This is a genomic window from Sporobacter termitidis DSM 10068, from assembly GCF_900130065.1.
In the GTDB taxonomy this organism is placed as follows: Bacteria; Bacillota; Clostridia; order Oscillospirales; family Oscillospiraceae; genus Sporobacter; species Sporobacter termitidis.
In genome coordinates this window covers 99,869-116,364 of sequence record NZ_FQXV01000005.1, presented here as the reverse complement: position 1 = coordinate 116,364, position 16,496 = coordinate 99,869, and the positions used below count along the sequence as shown (strand labels likewise).

At 59.1% G+C, this 16,496-nt stretch carries 14 protein-coding genes; 9 read left to right on the top strand and 5 right to left on the bottom strand.

The window, feature by feature from the left end; genetic code table 11:
• Positions 1-20: 20 nt before the first annotated feature.
• Positions 21-1,373, top strand: a complete 1,353-nt coding sequence (locus BUB60_RS08685; RefSeq protein ID WP_073077823.1) for a putrescine aminotransferase — start codon at positions 21-23, stop codon at positions 1,371-1,373.
• Positions 1,374-1,972: 599 nt separating this feature from the next.
• On the opposite strand, the gene BUB60_RS08680 is transcribed toward BUB60_RS08685, so the two are convergent.
• The 4 genes from BUB60_RS08680 to BUB60_RS08665 form a co-directional block, all read right to left on the bottom strand.
• Positions 1,973-3,193, bottom strand: a complete 1,221-nt coding sequence (locus tag BUB60_RS08680; RefSeq protein ID WP_073077821.1) for a Glu/Leu/Phe/Val family dehydrogenase — start codon at positions 3,191-3,193, stop codon at positions 1,973-1,975.
• 47 nt (positions 3,194-3,240) lie between these two features.
• Complete coding sequence (locus BUB60_RS08675; RefSeq protein WP_073077819.1) at positions 3,241-4,590, bottom strand: aspartate aminotransferase family protein; 1,350 nt, start codon at positions 4,588-4,590, stop codon at positions 3,241-3,243.
• Positions 4,591-4,638: 48 nt separating this feature from the next.
• Positions 4,639-5,769, bottom strand: a complete 1,131-nt coding sequence (locus BUB60_RS08670) for an iron-containing alcohol dehydrogenase (protein WP_073077817.1) — start codon at positions 5,767-5,769, stop codon at positions 4,639-4,641.
• 148 nt (positions 5,770-5,917) lie between these two features.
• Positions 5,918-6,469 carry a helix-turn-helix domain-containing protein gene (locus BUB60_RS08665; protein ID WP_073077815.1) on the bottom strand — a complete coding sequence of 184 codons (552 nt, stop codon included), beginning with the start codon at positions 6,467-6,469 and terminating at the stop codon, positions 5,918-5,920.
• A gap of 297 nt (positions 6,470-6,766) precedes the next feature.
• On the opposite strand from BUB60_RS08665, the gene aguA reads away from it, so the two are divergent.
• The 7 genes from aguA to BUB60_RS08630 all read left to right on the top strand — a co-directional run bounded on the left by aguA (position 6,767) and on the right by BUB60_RS08630 (position 14,181).
• The gene (gene aguA, locus BUB60_RS08660; RefSeq protein ID WP_073077813.1) at positions 6,767-7,888 is read left to right on the top strand and encodes an agmatine deiminase; all 1,122 of its coding nucleotides are present in this window, start codon (positions 6,767-6,769) and stop codon (positions 7,886-7,888) included.
• A gap of 16 nt (positions 7,889-7,904) precedes the next feature.
• The gene (aguB, locus tag BUB60_RS08655) at positions 7,905-8,768 is read left to right on the top strand and encodes an N-carbamoylputrescine amidase (protein WP_073077811.1); all 864 of its coding nucleotides are present in this window, start codon (positions 7,905-7,907) and stop codon (positions 8,766-8,768) included.
• A gap of 80 nt (positions 8,769-8,848) precedes the next feature.
• Positions 8,849-9,607, top strand: a complete 759-nt coding sequence (locus tag BUB60_RS08650) for a helix-turn-helix transcriptional regulator (protein ID WP_073077808.1) — start codon at positions 8,849-8,851, stop codon at positions 9,605-9,607.
• Positions 9,608-9,890: 283 nt separating this feature from the next.
• Complete coding sequence (locus tag BUB60_RS08645; protein WP_073077806.1) at positions 9,891-11,024, top strand: polyamine ABC transporter substrate-binding protein; 1,134 nt, start codon at positions 9,891-9,893, stop codon at positions 11,022-11,024.
• A gap of 91 nt (positions 11,025-11,115) precedes the next feature.
• Positions 11,116-11,988, top strand: a complete 873-nt coding sequence (locus BUB60_RS08640) for an ABC transporter permease (RefSeq protein WP_073077804.1) — start codon at positions 11,116-11,118, stop codon at positions 11,986-11,988.
• Positions 11,985-12,788 carry an ABC transporter permease gene (locus BUB60_RS08635; protein ID WP_073077802.1) on the top strand — a complete coding sequence of 268 codons (804 nt, stop codon included), beginning with the start codon at positions 11,985-11,987 and terminating at the stop codon, positions 12,786-12,788. The genes BUB60_RS08640 and BUB60_RS08635 overlap by 4 nt, the downstream gene beginning before the upstream one ends.
• A gap of 10 nt (positions 12,789-12,798) precedes the next feature.
• Positions 12,799-14,181 carry an N-acyl-D-amino-acid deacylase family protein gene (locus BUB60_RS08630; RefSeq protein WP_073077800.1) on the top strand — a complete coding sequence of 461 codons (1,383 nt, stop codon included), beginning with the start codon at positions 12,799-12,801 and terminating at the stop codon, positions 14,179-14,181.
• Positions 14,182-14,272: 91 nt separating this feature from the next.
• On the opposite strand, the gene BUB60_RS08625 is transcribed toward BUB60_RS08630, so the two are convergent.
• Complete coding sequence (locus BUB60_RS08625; protein WP_073077797.1) at positions 14,273-15,334, bottom strand: uroporphyrinogen decarboxylase/cobalamine-independent methonine synthase family protein; 1,062 nt, start codon at positions 15,332-15,334, stop codon at positions 14,273-14,275.
• 153 nt (positions 15,335-15,487) lie between these two features.
• Here BUB60_RS08625 and BUB60_RS08620 point away from each other — a divergent pair, with 153 nt between their 5' ends.
• Positions 15,488-16,477, top strand: coding sequence for an SDR family oxidoreductase (locus tag BUB60_RS08620; protein WP_073077796.1), 990 nt, complete (start codon positions 15,488-15,490; stop codon positions 16,475-16,477).
• Positions 16,478-16,496 lie beyond the last annotated feature (19 nt).

The following is a 16,496-nucleotide window of genomic DNA, read 5'->3' as shown; positions in this document are numbered from 1 at the left end:
TAATTATAGGGAGTGTTACAATGTGTAAAGAGAAAGCGGTAAAAGAGCTCGAGGATGTTTTGAGCTGGATCGAAAAGGACCGGCTCAGCCCTGACGAGGCCCGGCGGATCACAACGGAGTCGATTGACAATTACAACAGTTATGTCAATCCCGGCTGGCTCATGTACAGGAAATCGGTGTCGACCAACGCGGCGTTCGTGGAGTGGACGGATCACGACAACAGCTTTTCGGACGTCAACGGCGAAGAGTTCATCGACTGTCTCGGCGGCTTCGGCATTTATATGTGCGGCCACCGGAACCCCGAGATCCTTCGCTATGTGAAAGCGCAGCTGGACCACCAGGCGCTCCACAGCCAGGAGCTTGTCGACCCCCTGCGCGGCTATCTTGCCAGGGTCATGGCCGAAATCACCCCGGGCGACCTTCAGTACTGCTTTTTCACGAACGGCGGCGCCGAGGCCGTCGAGATGGCCATCAAGCTCGCCAGGATCGCGTCCGGCAAAAGGTGGTTTATCTCTACGGTTGGGGGCTTCCACGGCAAATCCATGGGCGCGGTGTCCATGGGCGGCAAGAACACCTACCGCACCCCGTACCTGCCGATGATCCAGCAGGTGCAGCACGTGCAGTACGGCGTGGCGGACGATATCCGCAAGGCCATCAAAAACCTCATCACGGTGGGGGAGACCGTCGCGGCCGTCATTCTTGAGCCCATCCAGGGCGAGGCGGGCATCATCATTCCGCCCGAGGGCTACCTGAAGGAGGTCCGCCAGATCTGCGACGAGTACGGCGTGCTGCTGATCTTCGACGAGATTCAAACCGGCATGGGCCGGACCGGCGCCATGTGGCGCTGTGAGGCCGAGGGCGTCGTCCCCGATATCATGACGTACGGCAAGGCTTTCGGCGGGGGCGTCATGCCCATCACCGGCATCATCTGCCGTCCCAGCCTCTGGATAGAGCCCCTCGTGGAGAATCCCTGGCTCCTGGGCTCGCCCACCTTCGGCGGCAACCCTCTGGCCTGCTCGGCGGCGCTGGCCACCATCGCCTATATGCTCAGGCATGATATCCCCAAGCAGGCCGGGGAAAAGGGCGAATACCTGCTCGCCGGCCTGCGCGCCCTGCGGGAGAAATATCCCGAGGTCCTCTCCGACGTGCGCGGCATCGGCCTGATGATCGGCGTGGAGTTCCCCACGTCCGAGATCGGCTACTGCTTTGCCAAGGAGATGTTCGCCCGGCGCATCATGACCGCCGGCACCCTCGTCAACGCCAAAACCATCCGCTTCGAGCCCGCCGCCACCACCACCTACGAGGAATTCGACAAGGTCCTCTCCTGCGTCGACGGCGCCCTTGAAGCAACAAAAAAGGAATATAAGCTGTAGGCTTTCTGAACGCGTAAAGGCCCCGCCGCCCGGCGGGGCCTTTACGCGCGTTTCAAACCAATTTTATACGGCAGGGTGTTCACCCGGTCATCGTATCACGCAAAATAAGGAATGCCCGTGTTATAATGAATCCAGGAAGCCCGAACGAAAAGGCCGCGCAGAAAAAATATTTAAATATAACACAAATCGAGATTTTCAAAAATCGATTATCCAGTAACCGCAACGCTTTGACTGTTTTTTAAGCGCGAAACGCTTCATACTTCCGTAACATATCAAGGAAAATATCGCCCCAATCCAGCCCCATTTCAAAGCTTTACAAGGCATTTTTAATCAATATCAGCCCAAAAACATCAAATACCAGCCCTTTTTCATCCGATACCAGCCTGTTTTTCTGCCGAACCCGCCCTTTCCCGGCTCCCTCAGACGAGGGAGCTGTCGCCCGCAGGCGACTGAAGGAGGGAACCCCTGTTGGCGCCGCACGGCACAAGAGCGGCGGGAGCAAGCCCCCGCCCTACGTGACGATTTCAGTGGCATCCGCATATCCCGCCCTCCGTCGTACACATAGAAAAGACCCCGCCGTCCGGCGGGGCCCCGTATATCTACCGCGTATATACCGCGAATTTTTCTTCCAGCTCCCGGTTGATCTGCTTTGTGAGATTCCGGAGGTTGCGGGACTCGGTGCGGGCCCTTTCCAGGCGGCGGTCCGACATCTCCCACGCGCACTCGAGCGGCGTTTTGTCTGTGGTCTTGAGCAGGGCGCACATCTCGGTGATATTCCTTAAAATGCGCCGTTCAACCGAAGCCTTGACACGCTCCCATTTGCTCTCCAGCGGCATGGAGATCAAATCCTCCTGCTCGAGGAGCCACTCCTCATAGCTGGAGATCACGCCGCCGGAGTTGGCGATGATCCCGGGGATGGAGACGATGCCCATTTTATGGACCGCCTGCCGCAAACAGTTGTCCGCGTAAGCGATATTGGCGCCCTCGGCGATCAGCCGGACCTTCAGGCGCCGGCACACGTCGGCGGTGAGGCTGCGCCCCGGCCCGGCGAGGACGAGAATGTCGGCGTCCAAGGTGAGCAGCGCCGCCGGATTCGGATAGCACCAGGCCTTGTGGAACTGGCACAGGCATTCCTCGATGCGCAGCTTTGCCTCGAGCATGCCGCAGAGCTCGCCGGGATCAAACCCGTCCGGGCAGTACATCGCGCCGCTGACGTCGCTGACACCGACGATCTTCGCGCCCTTTCCGGCCAGTATTTTCACCGCGTTTCCGCCCACCTCGCCGAGTCCTTCCACCATGACGCGGGCGCCGCTGAGGCTCAAGTCCAGGTCCAGGCCTTTGATGGTCTCCTCGATACTGTACACCACGCCGTGGGCGGTGCTGCCCAGCTCGTGCGGAATCCCTGTGCTTTTGCCCGTCGCGGCAAGGCGCGCCTTGCGCCAGCCCTTCACCGAGGCGCAGCCGGCGATAAAGGCGTCGATATTCCTGGCGCCGGTGTTCACGTCGGGCGCGGCGCACCATTTGTAAGGCAGCACCTCTATCTTGGAGAGCTCCCGGCCAAAGGCGTACATGGCCTCTTCGACCTTGGACATGTCCCTCAGCCTGATGCCGCCCTTCGCCCCGCCGAAAGGCAGATCGGCAAGAATGCATTTCTTTGTCATCTCCGAGGCCAGCGCCGCGATCTCCTCCTCGGTGACGCCCGGGTGCACCCGGATGCCGCCCTTTGCCGGCGCCGTTTTATCAACCGTGTCGATGACAAGGATCGCCTCGCCGTCAAGTCTGTACTTATCCAGATTGATTTTAATAACTGTTTCCGACATAATGACCCCCCGTATTAAATTATTCCGACCGAATCCCCAGGTCCGGTTTACACACAGGCTTTGATCGCCGCTTCCAGAATGGACAGGCCGGCCTCCAGCTGCGCGTCGGTGACGACGAGCGGAGACAGGAACCGGATCACGTTGCCGTAAACGCCGGCGCTCTCGATGATGAGCCCGTTTTTGGCGGCCTCGACGACAATGGCGGCAACGAGCCCCGCGTTCGGCGCCTTGCTCTTTTTATCCGTCACGAACTCAATGCCCATCATGCAGCCGATGCCCCGGACGTCGCCCACCGCCTCGTATTTGTCTTTCCACGAAAGAAACGCCTTTTTGCACTTTTCCGCGATGTCAAGCGACCGGTCGCAGAGCTTGTCGCGCTCGATGATCTCGATGACCTTCAGCGCGGAGGCGCAGGCCAGCGCGTTGCCGCCGTATGTGCCGCCGATGATCCCGTCCTTTACGCCGTCAAAAATCTCGGCCCTGGCCGTAACGGCGCTGAGCGGCACGCCGCCGGCGATGGACTTGGCGGTGGCGATAATGTCCGGCGCGCAGCCGAATTCCGCCCAGTAATTTGAAACGAACATTTTTCCCGAGCGGGCAAAGCCGGTCTGGACCTCGTCGGCAATCAGCAGGATGCCGTGCTCGTCGCAGATTTTCCGCACGGCCCTGATCCACTCGAACGGCGCGGGCACAAAGCCGCCCTCGCCCTGCACGGGCTCGACGACGATGGCCGCCACATACTCGGCGGGAGACGCCTCCTCGAAAACGCGCTCCAGCTTTTCGATGTAATACTGTATGGCCTCCGCTTCGGTATAGCACCCGGGCGCCCTGTAGAGATAGGGAAATTCCGCCCGGTACACCCCGTCCGGATAGGGCCCGATGCCGGCGGAATACGCCTTTTTGGACGTCATGGTGGAGGCCAGCAGCGTCCTGCCGTGGAAGGCGCCCGAAAAAACGATGATGTTCGGCCGCTTTGTATACGATTTGGCGATCTTGACGGCGTTCTCGTCGGCCTCGGCGCCGGAGTTGACGAACATGGTCTTCCTTTTCGTTCCCTTGACCGGGACGATCGCGTTCAGCTTTTCGGCCAGCTTTATGTAGCCCTCATGGGTCATGATGTTCATCATGGCGTGGAAGTATTTCTCCGACTGCTCTTTGACCGCCGCGACGAGCTCCGGGTGGCTGTAGCCGATGTTCAGCACGCCGACGCCGCCGACCCAGTCGAGGAGAACGTTGCCGTCCACATCCTCGACCATCGCGCCTTCCCCGCGGGCGATGACGCAGGGATAAGCGCATTTGATGGACCCCGGGACCGCTTCGGCCCGCCGTTGTATGATTTCCCTGGCCTTGGGGCCTGGCAGGGGAGTGACGATTTTCGGCAGCGCATCTTTGAGCATGATTCTGTCTCCTTTACAATGTTTTGTATAGCCTGGCAATGTGTGCCGTTACAGCGCTTTTCTGTAAATCCGCTTGAGGTCCTCAAGGCCGAACTGCACCGGGTGATTGGCAATGCCGGCGGCGGAGACCTTGAGGCAGTTTTCCGCCATCCAGTCCACGTCCTCTTCCCGGATGCCCTGGGCGCCCAGCGTCGTCGTCAGGTCCAGCGCGGCGAGCAGCTCCCGGACCTTGAGGGCGCAGTCGTTCTCGTCCCGGCCGCCTAAAAGCCTGGAGATGACGGCGAATTTCTCCGGCGCGCCTTTGATGGATTCCTCGATGATGACCGGCGTCAGGGCCGCAAGGCCGCGCCCGTGCACGATGTCCCGCAGGCCGCTGGCCGGATGCTCCAGCCCGTGGGGCGCCGTCACTCCGGCGGTATTGATGGTCATGCCGCCGAGCGTGCTGGCCCAGGTGATGCTTTCCCAGGCCTCCAGGTCGGCGCTGTCGTCGTAAACGCGCTTTAAATAGCTGCCGGAGAGGCGGATGCCCTCCAGCGCCATCATGTCGGTCATCGGCTGGCCGATCAGGGACAGATAGGCCTCCATGTTGTGGCACAGCGCGTCAAAGCCGACGCTGGCCAGGACGCTTTTCGGCATCGTCGTCATGAGCTCCGGGTCGATGATGGACGCTTTGGCGACGATGGCGCTGCAGCGGAGCGACTTCTTGTCGTGCGTTTCGGGATTCGTCAAAACGGCAAACCCGTTGCCCTCGCTCCCCGTGCCGCACGTCGTCGGCACCAGGACGATGGGCAGGGCGCGGTCCGACACGTTCCTGCCGAAGATGTAGTCGCTGATGTCGCCGCTGTTTTCGCTCAAAAACGCGATGGCCTTCGCCGCGTCCATCATGCTGCCGCCGCCGAGCCCCACCACCACGTCGCAGCCGTTTTCCGCCGCGATGGCCGCGCCTCTGTACGCCGTGTCGGTCAGGGGGTTCTGCGCCACCTCGTCAAAGATGACCGCCTCGACGCCGGCCGCTTTGAGCAGCGCCGCCGTTTTGTCCAAAAGCCCCGACTTCTTCGTGCTGTTCCGCCCCGTGACGATGAGCGCTTTCCTGCCGTATTTCGCTGTTTGAATACCGACCTGGGATATTTGCCCCCGCCCGAAGATCAGGTTGACCGGCAGATAATACTGAAAGTTCATAATCAAAATCCCCTGTTTAAAAAAATAAAGACGCTCCGGAGCCGGAACATCCTTGTTCTGAACGCTGTCGCTGTTCTGTTTTGATATATTATAACCGATGTGCACTATATTGTCTATATGGATTATAGACAGGAATTAATATAATGTACTATCGCCAGGTGAACAACATGTAAAACCTGGTCGGCGCGTCCCCGCTGTTGAAGTATATGTGATTCTTGTCCGAATACAGGCGGATCGCGTCCCCCGGGCCGAGGCTGTAGCTCTCGCCCTCAATGTCGATCCGCAGCTCTCCGGAAAAAACAATGATGTATTCCATCGTGTTTTCCCCATGGGAGGTGCAGACATACCGGCCGCCCGGCGTCAGCTCGAGGCTGTAGATTTCAAAATCCCTGTCCTCTTCATATGGGAAATAGGCATAGTTTTTGTAGTGGCCCTTTTCTTCTTTTACCGGCGACAGCGTCTCTTTGCGGATGATATAGACCTCCTCGCGCGGCGCGCCCACCAGGTCCATCAGGCTGACGCGCAGCCCGCTGGTGATCTTGCCGAGGGTGGCGAGGGTCGGATTGGCCTCTCCGCGTTCGATCTGCCCGAGCATGCTTTTGCTGAGGCCCGTTTCCGAGGCCAGCGCATCGAGGCTCATTTGCTTGCCCTTCCGGATGTTCCGGAGATTGATGGCGACATTTTCGTTCAGGTAATCCATTATGATGCCTCCTTGATGTGCAATATATTAAACAGGCCACGTGACCCTAATGTGCATTATATTGTACAAAATAGGCGCTGTCAAATGCTATTTTAATATGTTTCCCCGGCGTTTCCGGCCGGACCTACTCCCGGGGGAGAGGAATCGTCATATTTGAGGAGTATGACAATGGTACGGCGGGGCAATTGAAGCCCGGGGAAAATGCTGTATAATCAGGAGCATAGAAAATAGAGGCAATGGGGCGCTGGACGATTTCGGGCGCCTCTTTTTGTTTCTATTGATGAAAGTTGTGAAATCATGCAGATCAAAAATACCGGCCCACGGCAGGACGGTTTCGCCATGCCGGGAGAATTCGAAATTCATGCCGGCACATACATGCTCTGGCCTGACCGTCCCGACAACTGGCGCAACGGCGCCAAGCCGGCGCAGAGGGTTTTTGCCGAGATTGCCGCCGTCATTTCAAAGTACGAGCCGGTGACGGTCGGCGTCAACGCCGCCCAGTACGACAATGCCAGAGCCATGCTCCCCGGGCGTGTCAGGGTCGTGGAGGTGTCCTCCAACGACGCCTGGCTCCGCGACACGGGGCCGACCTTCGTCAGGAACAACGACGGCGCTGTGCGGGGCGTCGACTGGCGCTTCAACGCCTGGGGCGGGCTTGTGGACGGCCTGTACTTTCCCTGGGACAGAGACGACCAGGTGGCGCGGAAGCTTTGCGAAATGGACGGTTTTGATTACTACAGCCTTGAAGACACCGTCCTGGAGGGCGGCGCTTTTCACGTGGACGGCGAGGGGACGGCCGTTGTGACGGAGGCGTGCCTCCTGTCCGGGGGGCGGAACCCGCACATGACCAGGGAAGCGCTTGAGGAAACGCTGAAGGAATATTTGAATATCAAAAAGGTGATCTGGCTGCGGCACGGGATCTATATGGATGAGACCAACGAGCACGTGGACAACGTCTGCGCGTTTGTAAGACCCGGAGAAGTGGTCCTCGCCTGGACGGACCGGCGGGACGACCCGCAGTACGAGTTTTCCCGCAGCTGCCTGGAAGTCCTCCGGAATGCGCGCGACGCCATGGGACGGAGGCTCAAGGTACAGCCGCTCGCCCTGCCGGCGCCGAAATTCGTCACCCGGGAGGAGGCCGACGGCGTTGACAGCACAAACCGCATGCGGCCGAGGCAGCAGGGAGACCGGCTCGCCGCGTCATACGTCAACTTTTATGTCTGCAACGGCGCGGTCATCGCGCCGGCCTTTGACGACCCGATGGATGCCTCGGCGCGCAGGACGCTGCAGGCCCTCTATCCGGACCGGCAGGTGCATCAGATCTATACGAGGGACATTCTCCTGGGCGGTGGGAACATCCACTGCATTACCCAGCAGCTGCCGACGCGGTGGGCGCCGGGGCGCCCCGGGATTTTATGAAAACGGAGAAATGATGATGAAAAATGTAATGGTCGCGGCCACGCAGATGGCCTGCTCATGGAACGCGCCGGAAACGCTGGACAAGGCGGAAGGGCTCGTGCGGGAGGCCGCCGGACGCGGCGCGCAGATCATCCTGCTGCAGGAGCTTTTCGAGACACCCTACTTCTGCGCCCGGGAAAAATACGAATACTATGCCCTGGCGCACCCGCTGGGGGAGAACCCCGCGGTGGCGCGTTTCAGGGCGGTGGCGCGGGAGCTCGGGGTGGTGTTGCCGGTCAGCTTTTTCGAGCGCGCCGGGAATACGGCGTTCAATTCCGTGGCGGTCATCGACGCCGACGGCGCCGTTTTGGGCGTCTACCGGAAGACGCATATCCCCCAGGGGTCCTGCTATGAGGAAAAATTCTATTTTTCCCCGGGGGATACCGGTTTTAAGGTCTGGGACACCGCGTATGCCAAAATCGGGGTCGGCGTGTGCTGGGACCAGTGGTTCCCGGAGTCGGCCCGGTGCATGGCGCTCCTCGGCGCGGAGATACTTTTTTACCCGACGGCCATCGGCTCCGAGCCGGTGCTGGACTTTGACAGCGAATATCAGTGGCAGACAGTCATGCAGGGCCACGCGGCGGCGAACATCATGCCTCTGGTGGCCTCCAACCGCGTCGGGACCGAAACCGATGACGGGGCATCGCTGACCTTTTACGGCTCCTCGTTTATCGCGGGACCGGAGGGGAGGATCGCCGCCCAGGCGGACAGGGAGAGCGCGGCGGTGATCACCGCCGGCTTCGATCTGGAGGAGATCCGGCGGAAAAGGCAATACTGGGGTGTTTTCCGTGACAGGAGGCCGGAGTGCTACGGCGCTATCGCGAAAATGGACGGCGCCTGACGTAAAACCTTGCAAATACGCCGGTTTTCGGATATGATAAATAATTATAGGATCATATCTGAAAGGCAGGTTGGGCGTTTGTGAGGAGATTTGAAAACAACGACTGGATGTTTCTGAACAACATCATCTTTCTGATCCACAGTATTGAAGACCCGCTTGAAATGCGCCGGACGCTCCTCAGCCAGCTCAGCCTTTTCATGAGCTTCGACAGCGCCACGTTTTACATATCCTCGGCGGAGGACGACCGCGTGCTCGTCTCGCCCGTCGTTTTCAACATCACGCCTGAGGCGGGGGAGAAGTACATCCGGATTTATGACGCTCAGGATTACGCCAAGGGCCTCATGTTCAGCGGCAAGAGCATTATTTACCGCGAAAGCGACATCATGCCCGATGAGCAGCGGGTGGAGACGGAATATTACAAATCCTGCTACCTGCCCTGCAGCTGGCATTATTCCGTCAGCATGGTCATCACCTATGAGCGCCGTTTTCTCGGCGTCCTCACGCTGTTCAGGTTCAGCGGGAAGCCCGATTTCGAATACGAAGATATCTTTATTCTGGAAATGCTTAAGGGACACCTGGAATTCCGGCTCTACAGGGATATATTTTCGGCCGCGCCGGGCGGGGAGCAGCTCACGGCCGGACAGTGCGCGGCGAAATACGGGCTGACCAGGAGGGAGGAGACGATCCTGTCGGCGCTTTTAGAGGGCAGGGAAAGCGACGAGATCTGCACCTCCCTGTGCATCACGAAAAACACGCTCAAAAAGCATATCCTCAACATCTACCGCAAGCTGGGGATCAAAAACAGGGTCCAGCTGCTCCGGACTGTCAGGCACAATTAACCTGCGGTATACCTGAATACTCATATTGAAGCAAAAAGATGGGTACAACGGTGCATTGAAAAAGCGCAGGGGACGGAGTAAACTCGTTTTAATCTAAAAAAACACATGCGAGGAAGCATTCAGCCCGAGGGCGGAAATGCTTCCTCGTTTGTTTATATCGGACGGATCTGAAGTGAGAGCCGTTTTGCTGCAAGGGAGCATCGCCGTATGCTCCCGCGTTTTTTGCCGGGATATCTCCGCGGGCTTTGCCCGCCGGATATTGTAAGAAAAAGGAGTGGAAAAAATGAAAAAGATATTGAAGCAACTCTTCGCAATCCTGATGCTCGCCGCCATGGCCGCCTTTACGCTGGCGGGATGCGCCTCCACGGGAAGCGGCGGCGCCAGTCCCGCCGGAACCTCTGAAGGCGCGGCAGACGCCTCCGAAACGGGCGCGGCCCCGGCGTCCTCCGAGGAGAAGGAGCTCAACGTCATCTGCTGGAGCGAGTATCTCCCGGACGACGTCATCAGCTCCTTTGAGCAGGAGACGGGCGTCCGGATCAACATGACGACCTATGACACGCCGGACGATATGCTGGCCAAGGTCAAATCCTCCGCCGAGGGGACGTACGACATGCTCATCGGGCCGGCCAGCACCTACGTGGAAATCTTCAACAAGCTGGGCATGCTCCAGAAGCTGGACAAAAGCCTCCTGACGAATTACAAAAATATCGACCCGAGCTATCTGGGCAAGGACTATGATCCCGACAACGACTATTCCGTCCCGTACATGGGCGCGGGCGTCGTCATCGCGGTCAACCGCAGCGTGATCAAGGACGATATCAAAAGCTATCAGGACCTCCTCAAGCCCGCGTATGCCAATCAGCTGGTCGTCATCGAGGACTCCAGGGCGGTGGTCGGCATGGCGCTGATGGCCTCGGGCTACGACATCAACGACACCAGCGACGCCGGCCTCGCCGCCGCCAGGGACTATCTTGTGAAGCTCAAGCCCAACATCAAGGTTTTCGACGGGGCCAGCCCCAAAACCGAGATGCTCAACGGCGAATGCGCCATCGGCCTTATTTACAACGCGGAGGCCGCCCTGGCCATGGAGCAGGACCCCGATATCGAATGCGTTTTCCCGCAGGAAGGCATTTACTTCGGCGCCGACGGCATGATGGTTTTCAAGGGCGCGAAGCATCCGGGCAACGCCAACCGGTTTATCAACTACATTCTGGACGCAGAGGTCAGCGCCTCCATCTCCGGCGTCTTCCCGTATACAAATCCCAATAAAGCCGCCGTGGCGCTGCTCCCGGATTCCTATACGAAGAACGAGGCGAAGAACGTGCCGTCCGACGTTATCGCAAAGTCCCAGCCGCTGAAGGACATCGGCGATGCCTCCGTGAAAATCGACGCCATCTGGAGCGATTTCAAGGGCTGAGCCGGAAAGCGGGCGGGCTTGCTCCCAACATGAACGCCGGAGCCGGCCCGCCCGGATACACAATGTCAACGTCAATCTCAGGGGAGGCGCCATGAAAACAAGACTGAAAATCAAATCGATCGTGCCCAGGCTGACAATGACGGGTCCGGTGGCGGGGTGGATGATTTTATTCGTCGTGATCCCCTTCACCTATATCTTCGTCATCAGCTTTATGAACAGGGGCACTTACGGCGGCGTGGAGCTGGGCTTCACGCTGCAGAACTACGCCAATATCTTCGATGCGAAGTACCTGATGATCTTTTTAAATTCCATCCTCCTGGCCGCTGTGACGACCGCGCTTTGCATCCTGATCGCCTACCCGTTTACCTATTTCATCGCGCAGAAGACGGCGGTTACAAAAACGGTGTTTGTCTCGATGGTGATGATCCCGTTTACCGTGAGCTCGCTGGTCCGCATTTACAGCTGGATTAACCTTTTGCGGAAGGACGGCATCATCAACAACCTCCTCATGAGCCTGCGTGTCATAGACGAGCCGCTGCAGATGATCTACAACAATTTCGGCGTCATCGTCGGGATGGTATACACCCTTATCCCCTTTATGATCCTGCCGCTGTACAGCTCCATCGAGAAGCTGGACAAATCCATGCTGGAGGCGGGGAACGACCTGGGCGCGAAGCCCGCCCGGGCTTTTGCCACCATCACGCTGCCTTTGACGGCGCCGGGCATCTTTGCCGGGGCGATCATGGTGTTTATTCCGACCCTGGGGTATTTCTTCATCACCGACATGCTGGGCGGGAGCAAGATCATGATGATCGGCAATCTTATCCGCAACCAGTTCGTCACGGCGAAAAACTGGCCCTTCGGCGCCGCGCTCTCAATATTTCTGATCGTCCTGACGCTGGCGGCGCTGTGGGTTTACGAGCGTATCGGCGGAGATCTTGAGGATTTGGGGGGAATGCGATGAGACGCGCCAGTAAAAAAAGACTTACCGGCCGCATGCGGAATGTTTATATCGGGCTGGTTTTTTTCTTCCTCTATATCCCGATTGCCCTCGTCATCGTGTACTCCTTCAACACCTCCAAGATGAACATCCTGTTCGAAGGCGTCACGGCGCATTGGTATGCCGACATGGTGCGGAACAGGGCGCTGATGGATTCCCTGAAAAACACGCTGATCATCGCCGTGCTGTCGACGGCGGCCTCCACCGTGATCGGTACGCTGGGCGCCGTCGGACTGAGCAAATACGATTTTATCGGGAAAAAGCTCCTGAACAAGCTGCTGTACATCCCCGTGGTCATCCCGGAAATCGTCCTCGGCATCGCCCTGCTGTGCGTTTACTCGGCGGTCCGCATGACGCTCGGCATCGCGACGATCACACTGTCGCATATCACGTTCTGCATCCCGTTCGTCATCATCTCGGTCAGGGCGCGGCTCGCCGGCATGGATAAATCGCTGGAGGAGGCGTCGATGGACCTGGGCGCGGGGCGGGTCAGGACCTTTGTCAGTATCATACTGCCGCTTCTGCTGCCAGGTGTCTTCTCGGGGGCGGTACTGTCGTTCTGCCTGTCGCTGGACGATATCATCATCAGCTTTTTCACCAGCGGGCCGACGAGCACGACGCTCCCGATGAAGGTGTTCTCAATGGTCAAAACCGGCGTGACGCCGGAGGTCAACGCGCTTTTTACGGTGATCATGCTGTGCACCATCGGCATCATCGCCGTCAACACCGGCGTACAGCTCCGGAAAATGAAATCAAACAAATAAGGAAAGCAAAATGCATGATTTTGATACAGTCATAACAAACGGGACGGTTGTCGACCCGGAGAAAAAATGCGTGACGGTGGCAAGCCTCGGCATCAGGGATGGAAAAATAGCCGCGGTGACCCGCGAAAGGCTCAGCGCAAGGCACGTCCTCGACGCGGCCGGAAAAATCGTCTCGCCGGGCTTTATCGACATCCACACCCACGTGGAGGGCAAAGCCGATTGCGCCGGATATATGGCGGCCATGGGCGTCACCACCGTGTACAACGGCAACTGCGGCATCTCGCCGCCGGGCGCCATGGAGGATTTTTTCGGCCGATACGAGCGGGAGGGCTTTCTCATCAATCAGCTGGAGCAGGCGGGGCATACGAGCCTGCGCGAGGCCGTCGGGCTGACGGACAGGTACGCGCCCGCCTCTCAGGTCCAGACCGCGGGCATGATCGCCTTGCTGGAAAAAGCGTTTGACATCGGCGCCTGGGGACTGTCCTTTGGACTCGAATATGTACCCGGGAGCTCGGCCGAGGAGGTCCTGGCCCTGGCGAGAACGGCGGCCAGATACGGCAAGCTTGTCTCGATCCATACGAGGACGGACGGCTATCGCGGCCTTGCGGCCCTGAAGGAGGCCATCGACATTACACGGCTGACGGGCGCGGCGGTGAATATCTCCCATTTCGTCTACCAGTACGGCTTCGGCATGGCGGTCCAGGCGCTCGCCATGCTCGACGACGCGCAGCGGGAAGGCCTCGACATCTCCGTGGACAGCGGCGTTTACACCAGCTTTGCCACCTCTATCGGCAGCGCCGTTTTTGACGACGGCTGCCTGCAAAAATGGGGCTGCGGCTACGACAGCATCGTCGCGGCCACGGGGAAGTATCGGGGGAAAAGGCTCACCGATGAGGAATTTCACGAGCTCAGGGCGGACGCGCCGGACGATACGGCCATTGCGCTCATCGGGAAAGAGCACGAGATCTGGGAAATCCTCGAAAGGCCCGGCGTCATGCTTTCCTCCGACGCGGGCACTATGTACGAGGGCGCCATTCCCGGCCACCCGCAGGACGCGGGCACGTTCCCCAGATTCTTCAGGACGATGGTCCGGGAGCAGAACAGGCTGTCTCTGCCCGAAGCTGTCGCCCGCTGCACATCCCTGCCCGCCGGGCGGCTGGGCCTCAAAAACAAGGGTAAAATAAAAGAAGGCGCCGACGCCGATATCGTGGTTTTTGATCCGGACCGTATCAGGGATAACGCCCAGCTGCCCTGTGACGGGGACACCTCGGCAAGACCTGACGGGATTGACTATGTCCTCGTCGGCGGCGAACTCGCCGCCGATCACGGAGAGCTCAAACCGGTAAAGCCGGGAAAGCTGCTGCGCGGCCGCGGTACGCTTTGGAACCGGTGACACGGCGAGAGAACCCATGGCAAACTGTTAAAGCCTCCGGCTCAGATCAGCCGGAGGCTTTATTTATTTGTTATTCTTATGCCGTCTGCGGTCAATCCGTTTGGCTGCTGTAAATTTTGCGGGAGGCTATGTAGACTTCGTCGGTAAACGCCTTTGTCAGCATGGCGCCCGCGTAAAAACCCAGCTGCGCGGGCCGGCCCGGCCGGCAGAAGCGCTGGGCGAATTCGCGCCCGCGGCGCCGCTGCTCGTCCTCGCTTATTGCCGCCGGGTCATACGCATCCGGCACGACGGAGATACAGATTTTGTCGCCGACCTCGTCCCAGAGCCTGTGCGTATCGTTCATCGCCTGCGGGTCCCAGCCGTCGAAGCCGCCGTCGATAAAGCACTGGACGCGGGTTTCGCCGCGCCCGCAGGAGTGCAGCGTGACGTAGCGGCCCCTGGCGTGGATATGGTCGGTCAGCGCTTTCATATACGGCACGAACAGCTCGCGGGCCACCTCTGCCGAGAAAAACGGCGCGCGCTGCGCGGCCCAGTCGTCATGGATGTTGAACCCGTCCAGCCCCGGCCAATATTCGCAGAACTTATCCACGAGCTTGCAGGCCAGGTCCGTCATGTCGGCAAAGAGGGCTTTTACCGCGTCCTTCTGGTCGTCGTCGATGAGCGCCATGGCGGCGGGCGCGAAATCCATAAAGGACACCAACCGCTCAAACCAGAAGCCGTTGATAAACGACATCTGCGTGGATACGCGCCTGTCGCACGTCGTTTTCCCGGCCTCTTCCACCCAGTCCCACATGTCGATGTCCGGAATTTTGATTTTGTCCGTCCATTCGTTGGCATTTTTCAGAAGGGGCTCGCCCGGGCGCACAATGGAGCCGCCGGCGGATTCAACCCACTCCCATTCGATGCCGAAAACGTCCGTGACGCCGGCCGGCCCGCCCCGGCCCAGCCGTTCGTTATAGAGCGCGGGAATCATAAAGGTGGAATCGCCGGGCAGCGGCAGCCAGTACGGATGCTTGTCATAGAAGAGCGCGGCCATGTTTTCGTGCGGCGTCACCGGGGTGTCGCGCAGCGGAAACCCCGGCCCGCCAAAGAAGCCGGGCAGCGTGTCGACGACGCGCAGCTCGCCGGGCACATAGGGGATGCGTCTGTTCATCGCGAATACCTCACTTTCCTGCCGTTTATTTTCATAATATCATTATAAAGAGCGTCACCGGCCTTTTCAATATAAGTCATTGTATTAGCCAATTATTGGGAATATAATGGAAATATGACAAGACAGCTGAATAAAGGGGGTAACGCTGAAGAAATGGATAAGATACTGGATTTGCAGCCTTTGACAATGGATAAATCCGGCATAGAAAAAGGCGCCATGAACGGAGAGGTCGCGGTCGTGACCGGCGGCGCCAGCAATATCGGCCTCGGCATCGCCCGATGTCTCGCCTGGGCGGGATGCAAGGTTATTATCTGCGATATCAGCGCCGAGGCGGGCTGCGCCGCGGAGGAAGCCATCAACAGCGAGACGGCGCCCGGAACGGCCATGTTCGTCATGACGGATGTCACCCGGGAGCACGATATCAAGAGCATGGCCGAAAAGGCCTACCGCGCCTTTGGCAAAGTGGATATTCTCGTGAACAACGCCATGAACATGAAGCTGAACAATACCATCATGAGATCGACGATCCGGGAATTGGATGAATCCTACGCCATCTCGGCGCGGGGCGTGATGCTGGCGGTCAAGGAGTTTGTTCCGGGGATGCTCAGGAGAAGGCACGGCGTCGTGACGTATTCGGCCACGGCGTTCAATCATCCGATGGGGCCGAGCATTTACAGCGCGGGGAAAGCGGCGGCCACCTCTCTCATGATGTCGCTGGCCAATGAGCTCGGCCCGGCGGAGCAGTCCGGCATTGGGGTCTTCACGTTTATCCCGGCCGGCGTTGGGAGATTCGACCCGTCGAAATTCAAGGACATGCCAAAACGCCAGCCGGGCGACGCCATGGCCGACATGCCGCTGGCGATGCCCGGCTATCCGGGCTTCATCCCGCCGGAGGACGGGGGCGCGGCGATGGTCTATTCGATACTGCACGCCCAGGAGCTGCATGGCTCGGGCATCATCATCCAGCAGGCCTTAAAGGCCATGAACTGGGAATTCCCCAAGCCGGAAACGGTCAGCCGCGTCGAAATGGATAGGCTCAGTGACGCGGCGCTGCCGATGATTTTCTCTCTCGTTGGTCCGGGCCTTAAAAATCTGAAAGACCCGATCATCCCGGTGGGCCGTTCCGCTCAGCCGGAGACATGATGCCGCGTCCGGAACAGGT

Bases quoted from the DNA above. Each gene is read 5' to 3' on its own strand.
- BUB60_RS08635 (WP_073077802.1), top strand. From the start codon at position 11,985: ATGAGACGCGCCAGTAAAAAAAGACTTACCGGCCGCATGCGGAATGTT.
- BUB60_RS08640 (WP_073077804.1), top strand. From the start codon at position 11,116: ATGAAAACAAGACTGAAAATCAAATCGATCGTGCCCAGGCTGACAATG.
- BUB60_RS08675 (WP_073077819.1), bottom strand. From the start codon at position 4,590: ATGCTCAAAGATGCGCTGCCGAAAATCGTCACTCCCCTGCCAGGCCCC.
- BUB60_RS08685 (WP_073077823.1), top strand. From the start codon at position 21: ATGTGTAAAGAGAAAGCGGTAAAAGAGCTCGAGGATGTTTTGAGCTGG.
- BUB60_RS08620 (WP_073077796.1), top strand. From the start codon at position 15,488: ATGGATAAGATACTGGATTTGCAGCCTTTGACAATGGATAAATCCGGC.
- BUB60_RS08670 (WP_073077817.1), bottom strand. From the start codon at position 5,769: ATGAACTTTCAGTATTATCTGCCGGTCAACCTGATCTTCGGGCGGGGG.
- BUB60_RS08625 (WP_073077797.1), bottom strand. From the start codon at position 15,334: ATGAACAGACGCATCCCCTATGTGCCCGGCGAGCTGCGCGTCGTCGAC.
- aguB (WP_073077811.1), top strand. From the start codon at position 7,905: ATGAAAAATGTAATGGTCGCGGCCACGCAGATGGCCTGCTCATGGAAC.
- BUB60_RS08665 (WP_073077815.1), bottom strand. From the start codon at position 6,469: ATGGATTACCTGAACGAAAATGTCGCCATCAATCTCCGGAACATCCGG.
- aguA (WP_073077813.1), top strand. From the start codon at position 6,767: ATGCAGATCAAAAATACCGGCCCACGGCAGGACGGTTTCGCCATGCCG.
- BUB60_RS08645 (WP_073077806.1), top strand. From the start codon at position 9,891: ATGAAAAAGATATTGAAGCAACTCTTCGCAATCCTGATGCTCGCCGCC.
- BUB60_RS08680 (WP_073077821.1), bottom strand. From the start codon at position 3,193: ATGTCGGAAACAGTTATTAAAATCAATCTGGATAAGTACAGACTTGAC.
- BUB60_RS08630 (WP_073077800.1), top strand. From the start codon at position 12,799: ATGCATGATTTTGATACAGTCATAACAAACGGGACGGTTGTCGACCCG.